This window comes from Vibrio sp. S/42/10 (genome assembly GCF_029890535.1).
Lineage (GTDB): Bacteria > Pseudomonadota > Gammaproteobacteria > Enterobacterales > Vibrionaceae > Vibrio > Vibrio cyclitrophicus.
Map to the genome: position 1 here is coordinate 69,893 of NZ_JAKMZC010000019.1, position 15,858 is coordinate 85,750.

At 43.3% G+C, this 15,858-nt stretch carries 12 protein-coding genes and 1 pseudogene; 4 read left to right on the plus strand and 9 right to left on the minus strand.

The features are described 5' to 3' along the window. Positions 1-61: 61 nt before the first annotated feature. On the minus strand, positions 62-1,522 hold the full coding sequence (locus L8S15_RS18415; protein ID WP_016795235.1) for an EAL domain-containing protein: 1,461 nt from the start codon (positions 1,520-1,522) through the stop codon (positions 62-64). Between the two features lie 383 nt (positions 1,523-1,905). On the opposite strand from L8S15_RS18415, the pseudogene L8S15_RS18420 reads away from it, so the two are divergent. Next, a pseudogene (locus L8S15_RS18420) lies at positions 1,906-3,201 on the plus strand (PAS domain-containing methyl-accepting chemotaxis protein). Between the two features lie 340 nt (positions 3,202-3,541). On the opposite strand, the gene groL reads toward L8S15_RS18420, so the two are convergent. Both groL and L8S15_RS18430 read right to left on the minus strand, forming a co-directional pair. After that, entirely contained in the window at positions 3,542-5,188 is a 1,647-nt protein-coding gene (gene groL, locus L8S15_RS18425) for a chaperonin GroEL (protein WP_010433999.1), read from the minus strand. Positions 5,189-5,394: 206 nt separating this feature from the next. Next, positions 5,395-5,685 carry a co-chaperone GroES gene (locus L8S15_RS18430; RefSeq protein WP_010433998.1) on the minus strand — a complete coding sequence of 97 codons (291 nt, stop codon included), beginning with the start codon at positions 5,683-5,685 and terminating at the stop codon, positions 5,395-5,397. A 218-nt stretch (positions 5,686-5,903) separates the two neighbouring features. Here L8S15_RS18430 and L8S15_RS18435 point away from each other — a divergent pair, with 218 nt between their 5' ends. Together L8S15_RS18435 and L8S15_RS18440 are read left to right on the plus strand one after the other, a co-directional pair. Next, positions 5,904-7,247 carry an MATE family efflux transporter gene (locus tag L8S15_RS18435; RefSeq protein WP_102457019.1) on the plus strand — a complete coding sequence of 448 codons (1,344 nt, stop codon included), beginning with the start codon at positions 5,904-5,906 and terminating at the stop codon, positions 7,245-7,247. A gap of 91 nt (positions 7,248-7,338) precedes the next feature. Next, a complete protein-coding gene (locus L8S15_RS18440) occupies positions 7,339-7,860 on the plus strand; it encodes a methylated-DNA--[protein]-cysteine S-methyltransferase (protein ID WP_280574583.1) in 522 nt (173 codons plus the stop codon). 131 nt (positions 7,861-7,991) lie between these two features. Here the strand turns inward: L8S15_RS18440 and L8S15_RS18445 are convergent, their stop codons facing one another. Next, positions 7,992-8,561 carry a hypothetical protein gene (locus L8S15_RS18445; protein ID WP_102313382.1) on the minus strand — a complete coding sequence of 190 codons (570 nt, stop codon included), beginning with the start codon at positions 8,559-8,561 and terminating at the stop codon, positions 7,992-7,994. 496 nt (positions 8,562-9,057) lie between these two features. Next, the gene (gpmM, locus tag L8S15_RS18450; protein ID WP_016790150.1) at positions 9,058-10,590 is read right to left on the minus strand and encodes a 2,3-bisphosphoglycerate-independent phosphoglycerate mutase; all 1,533 of its coding nucleotides are present in this window, start codon (positions 10,588-10,590) and stop codon (positions 9,058-9,060) included. A 497-nt stretch (positions 10,591-11,087) separates the two neighbouring features. Here gpmM and L8S15_RS18455 point away from each other — a divergent pair, with 497 nt between their 5' ends. Continuing rightward, on the plus strand, positions 11,088-12,089 hold the full coding sequence (locus L8S15_RS18455; protein WP_102385663.1) for a sugar transferase: 1,002 nt from the start codon (positions 11,088-11,090) through the stop codon (positions 12,087-12,089). Between the two features lie 137 nt (positions 12,090-12,226). On the opposite strand, the gene L8S15_RS18460 is transcribed toward L8S15_RS18455, so the two are convergent. The 4 genes from L8S15_RS18460 to L8S15_RS18475 all read right to left on the minus strand — a co-directional run bounded on the left by L8S15_RS18460 (position 12,227) and on the right by L8S15_RS18475 (position 15,852). Next, positions 12,227-12,652, minus strand: a complete 426-nt coding sequence (locus tag L8S15_RS18460) for a hypothetical protein (RefSeq protein ID WP_280574590.1) — start codon at positions 12,650-12,652, stop codon at positions 12,227-12,229. A 180-nt stretch (positions 12,653-12,832) separates the two neighbouring features. After that, positions 12,833-13,843 carry a UDP-glucose 4-epimerase GalE gene (gene galE / locus L8S15_RS18465; protein WP_280574592.1) on the minus strand — a complete coding sequence of 337 codons (1,011 nt, stop codon included), beginning with the start codon at positions 13,841-13,843 and terminating at the stop codon, positions 12,833-12,835. Between the two features lie 218 nt (positions 13,844-14,061). After that, positions 14,062-14,949, minus strand: a complete 888-nt coding sequence (gene galU, locus L8S15_RS18470) for a UTP--glucose-1-phosphate uridylyltransferase GalU (RefSeq protein ID WP_280574594.1) — start codon at positions 14,947-14,949, stop codon at positions 14,062-14,064. Between the two features lie 159 nt (positions 14,950-15,108). Further along, a complete protein-coding gene (locus L8S15_RS18475) occupies positions 15,109-15,852 on the minus strand; it encodes a glycosyltransferase family 2 protein (protein WP_280574595.1) in 744 nt (247 codons plus the stop codon). Between the last annotated feature and the right edge of the window lie 6 nt (positions 15,853-15,858).

The following is a 15,858-nucleotide window of genomic DNA, read 5'->3' on the forward strand; positions in this document are numbered from 1 at the left end:
CTTTGTTATGTATTTTTATGATTAAGTATTTGGGAAGGAATTACATACAGCGTAAACAACGTCAGACACGGACTTGAGAGATTAAACCAGTTCCTTCGATACTTTGTCCGCACGATTTTTTCACCACACTTGTATCGGTTTGGTTTAAAAAATGCAGCCATAAATGATCGATAGTTTTCGGCTTACCGTAGTGCCACCCTTGTCCATAGTCTACCCCTATATCTCTTAACATACGGTGCTGCCTCTCGTTCTCAACACCCTCAGCCACTACTTGCATGTTCAAATCTCTGGCGATTGGCAAGATATGGCGAATAAGCGCTGACTTGATAGAATCCTCTTCCATATCCATAACAAAGCTACGGTCTATTTTTAGGTATTGAGCTGACATCGCTTTTAATTGATGAAAATTGGAATAACCCGTTCCAAAGTCATCAATAGCCAATTCAAATCCTTGCTTCACCATTTTTTCCATATTTAATTTTGCTGACTCGTGCTCAAGGATTTCACTCTCGGTAACTTCTAACACGAGCTTCCCCTTAAAGGACTTAACCTCTTTCAGCTCGGTAATTTTAGAAACTTGGTTGTCATTAATGTCACTGGGGAAAATATTCAAACTAACTTTAAAGTCGGCTAATGAAACGCCTAGTTGGGTGAGTTCGCTTAACGCTGTTTCGATGATATGTTCAGTGAACTCCCAAGAGCGGTGCTCTAAAGCGATAAGAGGAATAAACTGGTCGGGATAAGCATCGCCATATCGGTCTTTGAGTCTCGCCAGGACTTCGACACCGATGATCTTATTTTCATTCATATCAACGATAGGCTGGTACACACAGTGAAAAGTACGGTTGTCGAGAGCACGATTGACTCGGCTTTCTAACGAGTTACGATAAGTCATGTATTTCTTGAACAGCGAAAACACCCAAGCCAGCATTAAAGCTGCTAACAACAATGAAATTGATAACACAACATTGTTAGCCGTTTTATAAATCTCATCGCCATTCTCACTGATTTTCAAGGCTTGTATTTCATTATAATTGGACAGGGTTTTAAGTACGTCAGACATACGCTGAAAAGCAGACAATGACTCCGTCAAAAACAATTCATTTGCTTTTTCGGTTTGATTCAAAGCAGAAAGGTGTAACCGTTTTTTCTGAAGAGACAGGTAATCGCGATATTGGTCGTGAAACTGAGTATAGAGCAATTGCTCCTCTTTGCTTGATATGAAGGGCACATACAACAATGTTTTTTGATCAATGTTATTTATCAATCTTTCAATAAGCAGCCGATTCATCTCAGATGCTTGTGTTATTTCGCCAGCTTGTGCCGCCCTCAAATTCACTGCTTCAGTGGCAATTTGTTCCAGTATTTTTACTGCTGGTAATCGGTTCTCAGATATTATCGTGGATTGTTGATTTAATGTATGCATTAACGACGTAGCAGTTATTGATAAGCCAATCAAACAAAATCCAATCACGATAATCGTTAACGAAAACCATTGCTTTAATAAATAATTTTTCAACATTAATATCCGACTAAGCCTTGGCGAACTGAGATTATCATTACATTACGTTCTAAAACCGAGTAAGCATACCGCAACTCGTAAAAATCGTGAGCATCCCAGCCAAAATAACTGAATAAAACCTTGTTAAACAATCACCTTATCATTTGTAATACAAATTTAATCTCACAATAATATCAAACTCGACATGATTTAGCATCACGAAGCACGCTACTTGATTCCAAACTCACACCAATACATCGCATGGTAAAAACTCAAGATTACCCGTCGCCATATTGAATATATTCTAATCCATTGTAATTAAAAATCGCTACAAATGTGTATAATTGTGTCAAAGTCATGTTGAGCAATATATCAACTATTTTTCTGTTTAAATAAGGTCCGCGGTGTTTTTTACTAAGAAGCAAAAACCAGAGATAAAACCTAGCCATTCCGACAATATCTACCAGTCCTTAAAAAAGCATGTTGCATAGATCGAGTTTACCCCTGAAGGCGTTATTCAAGATGCCAGTGCGCCCTTTTTAACGCTTGTCGGGTACTCATTAGATGAGATCAAAGGGCAACACCACAAAATATTCTGCACTGATAGCTATGTCCGCTCTTCGCCTTATCAAAGCTTTTGGCGAGAGCTTGCCAATGGCATCTCAAAAGAAGGCACGTTCGAGAGAGTAAATAAGCAAGGTGACACGGTTGTTCTAGAAGCGACCTATTTACCGATCAAAGATTCAGATGGTCGTGTCACTGGCGTAGCAAAACTGGCTTCTGATATCACAGAGATCAACGACCAAAACAAAAAAAATGATGCGCTGTTCTCTGCCTTAGACAAGTCACAAGCGATTATTGAATTTGATCCTGAAGGAACAATACTGACCGCCAACTCAAACTTTTTAAATACGTTGGGTTACAGAGAAAACCAGGTGGTCGGTAAACATCATCGCATGTTCTGTTTTGAGGAGTTCTATAGTAATAACCCTCACTTCTGGCAAGAATTACAAAAGGGACAGCTAAAATCAGGCTTGTTTCAGCGTCGCAGTTCTAATGGATCCAGTATTTGGATTGAGGCCAGCTACAACCCCATCATGAATGAAGCAGGCAAGGTCGTGAAAATCGTCAAGCTTGCCAGTAACATAACGGATCGCATTGAACGCAGCCATGCGATCGCTGAAGCTTCAGAGGTGGCCTACTCAACATCACTAGAAACGGCGCAAATAGCCCTTGAAGGCTCTAAGCTGCTTACCGATTCGGTCGAGGTTTCTTTAACGGTATCCCAAAAAGCGGCCAGTACCTCTCAAAAGGTGCATTCACTCAATGACAGCTCGAAAAGCATTCAAAACATTGTCGCTACGATTCAAGAGATAGCAGATAGAACAAATTTATTGGCACTCAACGCTGCTATCGAAGCCGCAAGAGCCGGTGAGTATGGGAGAGGCTTTGCCGTTGTCGCTGACGAAGTAAGACAACTCGCGTCCCGAACTTCAGATTCGACCAATGAGATAATCAAAGTTGTAGAAGAAAACCAGAAGCTCATCAACGAAGTGACCACCATGATGGCTGAAATGTCGTCCATTACGGAAGAAGGCAATGCCAAAATTACCCAAGTCTCGACCGTCATGGATGAGATCCATAAAGGTGCAGAGAATGTTTCGAGCACGGTGATGAATCTTTCTAATAGCCAACAGTAATCAACAAGTTAGCGATAGAGAGATTTACTTTAGCGATAGAGAGATTCACTTAGCGGTAGAGAAATTTACGACGTGATAGAGCAATTTACGATGTGATAAGCCCGCAAGCAGGTCGCTCCGCGTTAACTCAGCCTTGAATAACCATAAACTTTGGAACTGAAACCTTGTCATTAAAGGCAAAGAAAGGATCCGAACCGTGGTTGATACATCGAATAGAGTTGTGCATTTTTATTGGATGTCTTATTTGTTGGGTGTCTTATAAAATAAAAACTAAAAAAGCCCCGTAAACACAACGTTTACGGGGCTTTTCAGACTTTATAGGATTAAGTCAGGGGGATGATTACATCATGCCGCCCATACCACCCATACCGCCCATACCACCCATATCAGGCATTGCAGGAGCTGAATCTTGAGGCTTGTCAGTGATCATCGCTTCTGTTGTGATCATAAGACCAGCAACTGACGCTGCGAACTGAAGTGCAGAGCGAGTTACCTTAGTTGGATCTAGGATACCCATTGCAATCATGTCGCCGTATTCGCCAGTCGCCGCGTTGTAACCGTAGTTACCTTCGCCAGCACGAACGTTGTTAGCAACAACAGATTCTTCATCACCTGCGTTCTTCGTGATTTGACGGATAGGCGATTCCATTGCACGTAGTGCAACACGGATACCGACGTTTTGCTCTTCGTTGTCGCCTTCAAGGCCAGCAACTTTAGATGCAGCGCGGATAAGTGCAACACCACCACCAGCAACCACACCTTCTTCAACGGCAGCGCGAGTTGCGTGAAGTGCATCTTCAACGCGGTCTTTCTTCTCTTTCATCTCAACTTCAGTTGCAGCGCCCACTTTGATTACTGCAACACCGCCAGCTAGCTTAGCTACGCGCTCTTGAAGTTTCTCTTTGTCGTAGTCAGACGTTGCATCTTCGATTTGTTGACGGATTTGAGAAACACGACCTTGGATCATTGTTTCTTCGCCCGCGCCATCGATGATGGTTGAGTTTTCTTTAGTGATAGTTACACGCTTAGCTTGACCTAGGTCTTCTAGCGTTACTTTCTCTAGGTCTAGGCCGATCTCTTCAGAGATAACCGTACCGCCCGTTAGGATAGCGATATCTTGTAGCATAGACTTACGACGGTCACCGAAACCAGGCGCTTTAACAGCCGCGACTTTCACGATGCCACGCATGTTGTTCACAACAAGTGTTGCTAGCGCTTCGCCTTCTACATCTTCAGCGATGATAAGAAGTGGACGAGATGCTTTTGCTACTGCTTCTAGAGTCGGAAGAAGCTCACGAATGTTCGAAATTTTCTTGTCGATAAGAAGAATGAATGGGCTTTCTAGATCAACAGAACCCGCTTCTTGGTTGTTGATGAAGTAAGGAGATAGGTAACCGCGGTCGAACTGCATACCTTCAACTACGTCTAGCTCGTCTTGTAGAGCCTGACCTTCTTCAACAGTGATAACGCCATCACGGCCTACTTTTTCCATCGCTTCAGCAATGATGTTACCCACTGTAGCGTCAGAGTTTGCAGAGATAGTACCTACTTGCGCGATAGCTTTCGTATCTGCACATGGAACAGAAAGGTTCTTCAGTTCTTCTACAGCCGCGATAACTGCTTTGTCGATACCGCGCTTAAGATCCATTGGGTTCATACCCGCAGCAACTGCTTTTAGGCCTTCAGCGATAATCGACTGAGCCAATACTGTTGCTGTTGTTGTTCCGTCACCCGCCGCGTCATTCGCTTGCGAAGCCACTTCTTTAACCATTTGTGCGCCCATGTTTTGGAACTTGTCTTCAAGTTCGATTTCACGTGCAACTGAAACACCATCTTTAGTGATAGTCGGTGCGCCAAATGATTTGTCTAGAACAACGTTACGGCCTTTAGGACCTAGTGTTACTTTTACTGCGTCAGCCAGAACGTTTACACCTTCTAGCATTTTAATACGTGCGTCATTACCAAATTTAACGTCTTTAGCAGCCATCTTAATTTCCTTTCAAATTCTTTGTTTCGGGGCGTCTCAGCGTTATCGCGTCATTCTGAACAGTGAGGGACGAACGTGATTCAGAATCTACTCAAATCGCACTCTGTTTAGATTCCAGATAATTCGTTCCTCATTTCTGGAATGACGATATGAATCATCCAATACTGGCTCTGATAACTTTTACTGAGAGTTAAATGAAAAATAGATTACTCGACGATCGCCATGATGTCGTTTTCAGACATGATCAGAACTTCTTTGCCGTCGATTTTTTCAGTTTTCGTGCCGTAACCTTCAGCAAAGATAACGGTATCGCCAACTTTTACGTCCAACGGTTGCACTGAACCGTTTTCTAGAATGCGGCCTTTGCCAACAGCTAGAATGATACCGCGAGTCGATTTTTCTGCGGCAGAACCAGTTAGAACGATGCCACCAGCAGATTTAGATTCAACTTCTTGGCGCTCAACGATAACTCGGTCATGTAGAGGACGGATATTCATCGGTCTTATCTCCTGATAATTTCCATTTAAATTTTGATAGTTGCCACGATTAGCGTGGGTCAAACAATATGTTGGGGACAATGTGATGAATCCCAAGGGGGGAACGAAAAAATTGTGAGCTAAATTGCAGATTCTCACCCCTCATCTTTCCCTGCTTTTCGTTTACTCGTATCCCGCATCTGTTTATCCTACGGTTTTGGTTTCAATCGGCGTTTTACATGCAAGATAAGCACGGGCTATTAACCGCCCCTATTGAGAGTACATTGCGTACCATGACCATACCGACTATATTCGGTATGGTGGCGATCTTGATGTTTAACCTCGTCGATACTTTCTTCATCTCATTGCTTGGCACCCAAGCCTTAGCCGCGGTGAGTTTTACCTTTCCAGTCACCTTTGCCATCAACTGCATCACCATGGGGATTGGTATTGGCTTATCGACATGTATCGGTCGATTGCTTGGCCAAGGCAGCGCACAAAATGCAGCACGCTTTACCTGTCATGGCTTATTGCTGGCTCTGCTTCTGGTCGGCTGCGCATCTACATTAGGTATTATCGCCTTAGAACCTATGTTTACCCTGCTAGGAGCAAAGCAAGAGTTGCTGCCGCTGATATCGGAATACATGTCGGTGTGGTATCTCGCGATCCCATTGTTGGTCATTCCCATGGCAGGCAACAGCGCGATTCGAGCGACCGGTGATACAAAAACACCCGCCAAGATCATGCTACTGGCTGGCCTTATCAATGGCGTTTTAGATCCGCTACTCATCTTCGGATTTGGGCCTTTTCCTGAACTGGGGATTCAAGGCGCTGCGATTGCCAGTGGTTTCAGTTGGTTTGGTGCTTTGTGTGGCTCACTCTACGTATTGATGGTGCGAGAAAAACTGCTTGCGCCGCCTAAGCTGACAAACATCGTCAGTGACTGGCGACAGATCTTAAAAATAGGCACCCCAGCGGCTTTGTCTAACGCACTGAACCCACTTGCTGGCGCTATCATCATGATGATGCTGGCCAAACAAGGGACTGAAGCGGTGGCGGCGTATGGCGCAGCGCAACGTATCGAGTCCATTCTTATCATTGTGTTGATGTCTCTTACTTCGGCTCTTACGCCTTTCATGGCGCAGAACTTTGGCGCAAACAACCCTCAGCGCAGTTTTAAGGCCCTGTTTCTAAGCATGCGCTTTGCCCTATTATTCCAAGGGTTGGTCTTCTTAATGATGGTGCCACTGAGCATCCCTTTGGCCGCTTTGTTCTCTCAAGAAGAGTCGGTGCGAGGCATATTGTGGCATTACCTGCTAGTCGTGCCCTTTAGCTATGGGTTCCAAGGTATTGTGATGATGTTGATCAGCGGCATGAACGCCATGCATCAACCACTTAAAGCCTTCCAATGGAGCTTCATGCGTCTGTTTGTGTTTACCTTACCCTTTGCGTGGATAGGCAGCCAAATCGACGGCGTAGAAGGGCTGTTTATTGGTTTAGCACTCGGCAATGTTCTGGGTGGTATATCCGGGTATTGCTTTGCGCTTCGTGTTAGAGCTCAAGCCAATGCGGAATGCGAGTAACCGAAATACGAAAGGCTTTAAAGTAACAGCAGATTAAAGACTAGAAGACTAGAAGACTAGAAGACTAGAAGACTAGAAGAAGGAATATGACATGGAAGACACCACTTACAAAATGCTCTATAACGCGCCAATGGGCAAAATGGTCATCATGAGCAATGGCGATGCAATCATTGAAATTGACCATCTCAATACCGAACCAGAGCTGACTGAAAATCCCGACTCGTTATGCCTTGAAACCGCTCGCCAACTGGACGAATACTTTGCAGGCCAACGCACCAGCTTTGACTTACCTTTAGAACCCAAAGGTACCGATTTCCAACGCAAAGCCTGGGTCGCCTTAACCAGTATCCCTTATGGCGAAACCATCAGCTACGGTGAACAAGCAAAAAGAATGGATAACCCGAAAGCCGTAAGAGCGGTTGGCGGTGCGAACGGTAAAAACCCGTTTAGCATTGTTGTCCCCTGCCATCGAGTGATTGGGGCGAACGGTACATTAACGGGCTATACCGGCGGCATGAGCCGCAAAGAATGGTTGTTGGATTTTGAGCTGAAAATGATAAACAGCGAGCTAAAAATGGTAAACAGCGAGCGAAAAAGGCTAAACAACAAGTAATAGCAGGCAACGAGCTAAAAATGGCAAACAACGAGTAATGGCAAACAAACAGGTAGCCGAATAAACCAAGATAGCTATTTAAGTGCGCTTAAAATCTTCGCGGCAGCCCTTTAAACCTTCGCAACAGTCCTTTAAATCTTAGCAACAGCCATAGCAGAACGTTGTTTTTTCGCCAGCCATAACCCACCAACGATAAGAACAAAAAACAAAATATGCAGCCATAATTTTGGCCCGACATCGGTGTTCAGTGCAGATAACGAACTGATAGACGGAAATTGTTTTGTCGTCACCAGTTTCACTACCCATTCATTGGCTGGCGTTGCAATCAGCGTGGTTATCCAACCCAACACGGCGATTTGGATGAGGTTGACGGAAAGCGATGAATTGAAGATAAAAATAAGATTCGAAAGAAAGGCATAGCACAATGAAACGCCTACATGCACAACCCACGACAACACCAGTGCACTTGTTGGATCGTAGCCACCTAACGTCACGTACGCAGCAGCGTGTCGAGATGTCAGGGTCGACATACCAAACAAAGGCTGAATCAAGATAAAAGCGATACTAGCCATCAAGCCGATAACAAGTGTCATGATAAGTGTCTTTTTATTCATATTTTTAACTTCCAGTAGAGAAATAGAACCACTTGAATAGAAAAACACACCAAGGTTTATCGCGTTTATCTTCATCAAATCAATCATATTAAGCCGTATTAAGCTGCATTAAACCAAAGCTTGACTTAAAACTTGAACGACCGTTCAATAATTGGCAAATTAGCACTAACAAAATAGATGTGCAAGGTTTTGTTCATTTGCTAAACAATGGGGGATGAAGAGATTTCGCTTTGATGTTTATAAAAAGGTTCATGTTTATAAGCAGACTCATGCTTATGATCAGAATCAGACTCATCAAGGTCAGGGCCGGCCATCTTGGCCATGAAATAGAAGCAGGAAAAAGCTTAAGAACAGGGCTGATTTTTCGACAGGAAGTTTCGGTAAGTCGTTATTCTACAAATCAAAAGTTCTCACGACGTTATCGAGGTTTTTAACAAGCCAGGGGTGCCCGTTATTTACTGCGATTGGTATAGCATTGGGTTAAAAAATCACAAAAAAAACGGCCACACTCGCGTGCAGCCGTTCTAATATTCGATAAAAGTTAAAAACTATTTATCTAAAACAGTCATTACTTAGCTACTGACTATTTAACGATCACGTCACCTGACATTTCTGCTGGGATATCAATACCAGACAGAGAAAGCATCGTTGGTGCAAGGTCAGACAGCTTACCGCCTTCTTTGAACTCAACGTCTTTGTTACCTACATAGATAAGTGGAACAGGTAGGTTAGTGTGCGCCGTGTGGATGCCGCCCGTTTCTGGGTTTACCATCATTTCCGCGTTACCGTGGTCAGCAGTGATAAGCAGTTGGCCATCGGCTTCTTTGATTGCTTCAACTACTTTACCCAGACATTCGTCTAGCGACTCTACCGCTTTAACCGCTGCATCGTAAACGCCAGTGTGGCCAACCATGTCACAGTTAGGGAAGTTACAAACGATAGCGTCGTATTTGCCGCCTTTGATTGCTGCAACCAACTTTTCAGTAAGCTCTGGTGCGCTCATTTCTGGCTGTAGGTCGTACGTTGCTACTTTTGGAGAAGCAACAAGCTGACGCTCTTCGCCTTCAAACTCGTCTTCTTTACCGCCGTTGAAGAAGAACGTCACGTGCGCATATTTCTCTGTTTCAGAGATACGCAGCTGCGTTTTGCCTTCTTTCGATAGCCATTCACCGTAAGTGTTCTCTAGAGAAGCCGGTGGGAATGCACAAAGCAGTGGAATGTCGGCTGCGTATTGAGTCAGCATCACAAAGTCGATTGCTGGGAATACGCTACGCTCAAAACCGTCGAAGTTAGGTACGAATGCACGAGTAATTTCACGCGCACGGTCAGCACGGTAGTTCATGAAGATAACCGCATCGCCATCAACGATAGCCGCAGACTCTTCGCCTTCCGCTTTGATTTCCGTCGCTTTAACGAACTCATCGTTTTCGTCACGAGCGTAAGCCGCTTCTAGGCCAGCAACCGCCGTGTCGAATGTGAATTCCGCTTTTGCTTGAGTCAGTAGGTCGTAAGATTCTTGAACGCGATCCCAGTTGTTATCACGGTCCATTGCGTAGTAACGACCAATAAGCGAAGCCACACGGCCTTTGCCTAGCTTAGCGAACAACGCTTGGAAGCGAGCTAGTGTGTTTTCTGCGCTACGTGGCGGCGTATCACGGCCGTCTAGGAATGCGTGTAGGTAGATTTTCTCTGCGCCACGTTCTGCTGCCATTTCAACAGCTGCGTAGATGTGATCTTCATGAGAGTGAACGCCACCTGGAGACATAAGGCCCATGATGTGAACCGCTTTCTCCGCTTTTACTGCTTTATCGATAGCATTCACGAGTGTTTCAGTTTGACCGAATTCACCGTCTGCGATTGATTTAGTAATACGCGTTAAATCTTGGTATACCACGCGACCCGCACCAATGTTGGTGTGACCCACTTCTGAGTTACCCATTTGACCATCTGGTAGGCCTACATCTAAGCCAGAAGCCGAGATTAGCGTGTTAGGTTGGTTAGCAATAAGACCGTCTAATACTGGCGTATTAGCGTTTGCGATAGCGTTGTCTTGGTTGTCTTCACGGTAACCGTAACCGTCAAGGATCACTAGAGCCATTGGCTTCTTAGCTGACATAGGACTGACCTCGTTCAATTCAAAATAAATCGGTATAAAAACAAATTAGCGTAATTTTACTACAGTTTACAGTCAAAACTGTAGTGGAAGATCAAGAAAGGGCGCAGGTAGGATGATCGAATATGAAAAAGAACGTCATTTTGTGTTTAAGGTTCTAACGAGCGTCAACGAATAACACCATAAAAAACAGGGATAATACCGTATTTCGTTAACATTCAATTACATACTAAAACCAAGTGTCACACTCAAAAAATGCCGAGTGAAACATACTCAACCAAGTGTACATATTGACTGGTTTAGCGTAAGATGCACGCATTCAAAATTCGTATTAACACTGGCTAGTGTTTCATCATATTGTCAAAGTGGTATCGTTTAATTCGATAGAATCAAAACATAACAATATGCGGAACAACCGAGCTTACATAGAAAAGCTTTGTTGATAGGGATATTAAACTTACTAAACGTTCTTTGAACAACAATTATAAAGCAAACTTATAATGAAAAACTCAGTTGCTCTAAAACAGGCTCACCCATCAGAACTTTCCGATACAACCGTTGAAGCAGAGTCAGATCACCAGGCTCTACAAACCCTATCGTCAGAAAGTAAATCGACACTCCACATATACGCACCCGAATCGTGTTTAGATACCCTTCGTTCTGTTTTAGCTCGACATGACATTAAACACGACATAAACAATTACTCAATCAGAGACTTTAAAGGTGAAACTTTATGTCACTTTAGAAGTATGGAACTAAGTGAAGAACACCGTGCTTTTTTGATCGGTGCAACAGAGCTTGGTGCTTGGGTTGAGCCGTTAGCTAGCTACTTTGATAGAACGCTTGGTTATACTGAAACAGAACTGCTCCACAGCGGATACTTTCTGCACCAAAAAGCCTTTTCAATTCTGTCAAACAAAAGAAATGTTAATGAAAAGCGCTTTATAGACCTACTGTTCGTGTTCATGATCGGTTTGATTGCGATTCCTATCGGGCTTTTAACTGCCGCATTAATCAAACTTGAATCACCAGGCCCTGTCTTTTTTAAACAACGACGAACTGGCCAATACAATCAAGAATTTGAAGTTATCAAATTCCGTTCAATGCGTAACGACGCAGAAAAGAATGGAGCTCAGTGGGCAACAAAGAATGATGCTCGAGTAACTAAAGTCGGTAACTTTATTCGCAAGACACGTATTGATGAACTGCCACAGTTGATCAACGTATATAAAGGTGAGATGTCGATGGTAGGCCCACGTCCTGAACGTGAGGTGTTTATTGAGGATCTAGAAAAAGAGATTCCATACTACCGTTTTCGCCATGCAGTAAAACCCGGAGTAACAGGTTTAGCTCAAGTAAAATACCCATACGGCGCCTCTGTTGAAGACGCGGTTTGGAAGCATAAATTTGATATTTACTACATCAAACACCAGAACTGGCGTATGGAATTGAAGATTCTCTTCTTAACCGTTAAGACCGTTGTTTTTGGAATGGGTCGTTAGTAGAAAATCTGGTCGTTTTCATTAAAGGCATCAATATTAGTTTATTGATGCCTTTAATTTTATAAGCAACGTCAAATACGTGGGTGTCCTATATTTTTTATTAGAGAGCAAAGAACGGGCAAATCACCACCATTTCATTAATCAGCTGGGCACACAACACGTGTTAAGCGGGATCGATATTTTTTGTATACCAAAGACACCCCATACGCGAGCCCTAACCCCGTGAGGTTAGCAAGCCAATCGTAAAAAGACGCATGACGCTCTACTTGGGTACCTTGCAATAATTCAATTCCCCCGCTCATGATCCAAAAGCCAGTTAAAGCCATAACAAAATAGCGCTGAGGAAGCGCAACAAAAGTCGTAAGCCCTAAAACACAATACGCAAACGCATGTTTGATTTTATCTGCGCCATCAAAGCTCATCACCGTGGCGGAATCACTCGGCGTAAGTGATAAATAAAAAATGCCGACTAATACACACAACAAAGCCAACTTGGTGGTTATCGAGACCATACGCGGAGAAAGCCAACGGGAAGAGAGTAAGATGGCCGATGTTTCATTCATTGACATAAATACTTAATTGGTTAATTGGTTAATTGGTTAATTGGTTAATGTATTGAGTGTCATGATTGCTCTCGGTAACGAAAAACTTCAAGTCACCATGACCTATGACTAATCAAACAAAAAAGGGTAGGCTATAGCCGACCCTTTCACGAACGTCTATCGACACTCACGACAGAGCGATTATTGATACCCTTCGGGGTTTTTCGATTGCCAGCGCCACGTATCTTCGACCATCGTTTTCAGTGAGCGCGTGGCTTTCCAGCCAAGTACTTGTTCAGCATAACTGGGATCAGCCCAACATTCCGCAATGTCCCCTGCGCGACGCGGCAACACCTGATAAGGTACTGCGCGTTGTGAGGCCTGCTCAAACGCCGCAACCATTTCAAGCACGCTGTTACCTTGACCTGTGCCTAAGTTAAAGACATGCAAGCCTTGCTGGCTACCCACCATATTTAACGCGGCTAAATGACCGTCAGCCAAATCAACCACGTGAATATAGTCGCGTACACCGGTGCCGTCTGTCGTGGGGTAATCATTACCAAACACACCGAGCCTATCGCGGCGGCCCACCGCCACTTGCGCGACAAATGGCAACAGATTATTGGGAATACCTTGAGGATCTTCCCCTAGTAAACCCGACTCATGCGCACCAACAGGGTTAAAATAACGAAGGAGCGTAATACTCCATTCTGGGTTCGCTTTATGAAAATCCGTTAAGCACTCTTCCACCATTAGCTTACTGCGCCCGTAAGGGTTAGTGGCCGACGTTGGAAAATCTTCGCGGATCGGCACCGAAGCCGGATCGCCATACACCGTTGCCGACGAACTAAAAATAATGCTCTTCACGCCAGCTTTATCCATCTCACTTACTAGGTTCAATGTCCCCGAGACGTTATTATCGTAATATATCAAGGGTTTTTCGACAGATTCTCCGACCGCTTTAAGGCCAGCAAAATGAATGACACCCGTAATATTATGCTGTGAAAAAATGGTTTGAAGAATGGCCGAGTCACGAATATCACCTTGATAGAAGACGGGCTTAGTACCTGAGACATGTTTTACACGATCTAGCACCATTTCCTTGCTGTTGTAGAGGTTATCCAAAATAATGGGAGTGATACCTGCCTCAATCATTTGAATGCAAGTATGACTACCAATGTAACCGGTACCACCAGTCACTAAAATCTTCATGTTCGTTCCTTATCTTTTTATCACCTTTCACCGCGAAACCTGCCGATGAGAAAACGGGCCTTAAGCATTCAATTGTACATAAAATTCGGTTAAGCCAATTAATTTATTTAGGTATAACTAAAAAGTCCTGCCTTATTTTCAAATCAAGTAAGCGCGTAACATCAAAAAAGGGCTAGATACAAAAGTAACTAGCCCTTCCTATTTGAATCCAAAAACCACTAAGCCGTTTCTGTTTCTTCAGTCACCTTCACGGTTGGTTTTTTAGCAAGCTCTGCACTTGGATCTTTCTTATAGAACGTTTCAAAACAATGATTCGTTGCTTCGATATACCCTTCTACGCTACCACAATCAAAACGTTGACCTTTAAACTTATATGCAAGAACACAACCTGATTTTGCTTGTTTTAGTAGTGCATCGGTAATTTGGATTTCACCACCTTTACCCGGCTCTGTTTGTTCAATCAGCTCAAAGATATCAGGGGTAAGTATATAACGACCAATGATCGCCAAATTACTTGGTGCAGTCCCAGGCTCAGGTTTTTCAACCATATCATCAATGCGGAAGATATCATCCTTTATCATCTCTCCAGAAATCACGCCATATTTATGAGTTTCTGATTCTGGTACTTCTTGCACGGCGACAATAGAGCAGCGAAACTGTTTATACAATTCGACCATTTGTGCCAAAACACCTTGCTGCTCGTTAACACACAAATCATCAGCCAGTACCACTGCAAATGGTTCATCACCAACAAGTTCACGCCCCGTCAAAATAGCGTGACCTAAGCCTTTCATCTCACGCTGGCGAATATAAGTGTAGCTTGCAGAATCGATCAAGCCGCGAATATCATCCAACAAAGACTCTTTACTGGTGCCCATGATTTGATGTTCAAGTTCATAGTTTTTATCAAAGTGATCCATTAACGAGTGTTTACCACGACCTGTTACGATACACATGTCGCTCATACCAGCTTGGATCGCTTCTTCTACACCATACTCAATGAGCGGTTTGTTCACCACTGGCATCATCTCTTTTGGCATTGATTTGGTAGCTGGTAGAAAACGAGTTCCGTAGCCAGCCGCAGGGAAAAGGCATTTCTTTATCATATTATTAATCTTTTAGTTACCGACGTGATTTGTATTATATGCTAGTTGAATATTTTATTCTTAACTCTAAAGATTGTTGTTTTAGAATGGTCGCTAGTAAACCTATACTTACGGCAGTAAAAACAATGAAAAAAGAGGGAAGCTAAACTTCCCTCTTTCTTATACTTTTCTTGTCATTCCTTTAAACGCATAATGGCCAAAATATTTTATTGATGCTCGTAAAGATAAGCGCTCGACCTCTCGATATATGCGCCATTGATATTTAAGTACGCCCAACTTATCAGATGAAACCGACTTCCCCCCAACCCGGTACCTAGCTAATGGCTTATCTACAAACCCTCTAGCGACTACTCCCGTTTTCAATATCTTCAACCAAAGGCCCATATCCTGCCTTTTTGAGATATTAGGCATATAAACCTTTCCCAAAGTATCAATACTGTACATAGCAGTTAAACAGCCAATCTGATTAGATCGAAGGATATCCGTGTAAGTCAGGCTTGCAGGTGGTGTTCTGAGGCCAATGACTTTACCTTTAGTATCAAACACCTCATACGAGGTGTAAGAAAAAGGCACATCATTCTCTAACATAAATTGAAGTTGCAGTTCTAACTTACTCGCATGCCAAACGTCATCAGCATCCAAAAATGCAATAAAATTACCTTTCGCTTCCGCAATACCTCGATTACGAGTAACAGCAGGGCCTGCATTCCAAGATCTTTGAACAAATTTTATTTTAGGATCAGATTCGATAATTTTTAGTAATTCATCAGGCATTGTCGAAAGAGAGTTGTCATCAATAATAATATGTTCATAATTAGAATAAGTTTGCTTTTGAACACTTTCTATCGTTTCTATCAACTCTGAATTAGGGTTAAAGCAAGGGGTGATAATTGATACTAACATCTACAA